The sequence below is a fragment of the Pseudoalteromonas sp. SR45-5 genome (assembly GCF_014163565.1).
Lineage (GTDB): Bacteria > Pseudomonadota > Gammaproteobacteria > Enterobacterales > Alteromonadaceae > Pseudoalteromonas > Pseudoalteromonas distincta.
Genome location: NZ_JACJDN010000798.1, coordinates 1 through 1,529, shown reverse-complemented (window position 1 = coordinate 1,529; position 1,529 = coordinate 1). Strand labels below are relative to the sequence as shown.

The window sequence follows — 1,529 nt, the reverse complement described above, 5'->3', positions numbered from 1 at the left end:
ATTCGTAATTGTGTAGACATACTTGCTCTTAATTTAAAACGAAACACGCCAAGTATAACTTGGCGTAAGGGGGGATTAATAGACGAAACGTAATTAAATGATTAAGGTTTTTTAATTTTCTTAATATCTAACATATGCGCGCCATGCTTAATTTTTGTTTCTAGGTACGATTTATTACCCGCAACACCCGCTTTTATGTGCGCATGTGTGCCCACAACCGAGTCAACATTAATACCGGCATCTTTTAATGCATTAAGCTTTTTAGGATTATTAGTCATTAATTTAACGTGACTTAAATTAAGCGCATTGAGCATTAATACCGCATCCGAAAAGTCACGCAAATCATCAGCAAAGCCTAAATGATTATTAGCTTCGTAGGTGTTCATACCTTGCGATTGCAATACGTAAGCGTCAATTTTGTTGTATAAACCAATGCCACGGCCTTCTTGGCGTAAATACAATAAAATACCGCCTTGCTCGTGCATCATTTCAATACATTCATTTAGCTGCTCGCCGCAATCACAACGCGATGAGTAAAATACATCGCCCGTTAGGCATTCTGAATGCATACGAATTAGCGGTACATCTTGCTCTGTATCGGCGTTGTTAAACACCATAGCAATATGTTCTTTACCATCTTTTAAATCAGTAAATGAGATTATTTCTGCAGGGATATCACTATTTCTGCCAACTTTAAGCTGGACTCTTGCTCTTACTTGCGCCACGACAAATCCAAATATTTAAATAACTACGACACGACAATAAAGTGATAGTATCACAAAATAGGATAAATACACCGTAGTACAAGACTGTTTATGGCAAATATATGGCGACGACAGGCGTTATTTTCAATGATTGTTAAGCAATAAATTAATACAAATAACCGCCAATATTATTTACGTTGATTTACCTTAATCAGTGACACCTGCAGGCACGTTTGGTATTTTGTATTTTAAACAACGATAGGGATTATTATGAAACGTCAGCAACTCGCTTTATTTATAGGTTTAAGTTTGTCTGCTTTAAGCGCAACAACTTTAAGCACTACAGCATTCGCCAGCCAAGCAAGCGATCCTCAAACGGTATTTAACCAAGCATACCAAGGCTATTTAGCAGCAGTTAAAGCAGACGAAAACGTACAACAAGCTGCCAAACTTGCTTACACATCAGGTAAAGCCGTTTACGGTAAAAGCGACGACAATACTGCTAACTTAGCTATTAACTACGCTAAAGCTATTAAAGGCTACGGCGATGAGCTATACGAACAACGTTTTGCACTTTATGATGAAGCACATACTATTTTAGCGGCTAATCACGGCAAACAATCAATAGAAACAGTTGATGCACTGCTCGGAAAAGCTAACTACACAACATCAGCTTACAAAGCAGCTAACTTTTTAGAAGAAGTAATAGGTATAGCTAAAACACAAAATAACCCTAAGTTTGTAGCCGACATGAAACTTGAAGCTGCAACGCTACTGGCTAAAAAGTTTAGTTCTAAAAAATATCGTGAGGCTAAAAACTACCTA

At 37.4% G+C, this 1,529-nt stretch carries 1 protein-coding gene and 1 pseudogene; one reads left to right on the top strand and one right to left on the bottom strand.

Going from position 1 to position 1,529, the window contains the following annotated elements:
* Window positions 1–101: 101 nt before the first annotated feature.
* Window positions 102–725, bottom strand: coding sequence for a GTP cyclohydrolase II (gene ribA, locus H5072_RS19145; RefSeq protein ID WP_002961931.1), 624 nt, complete (start codon window positions 723–725; stop codon window positions 102–104).
* A 249-nt stretch (window positions 726–974) separates the two neighbouring features.
* Here ribA and H5072_RS19140 point away from each other — a divergent pair.
* Window positions 975–1,529, top strand: a pseudogene (locus tag H5072_RS19140) (energy transducer TonB); the annotation flags it as partial.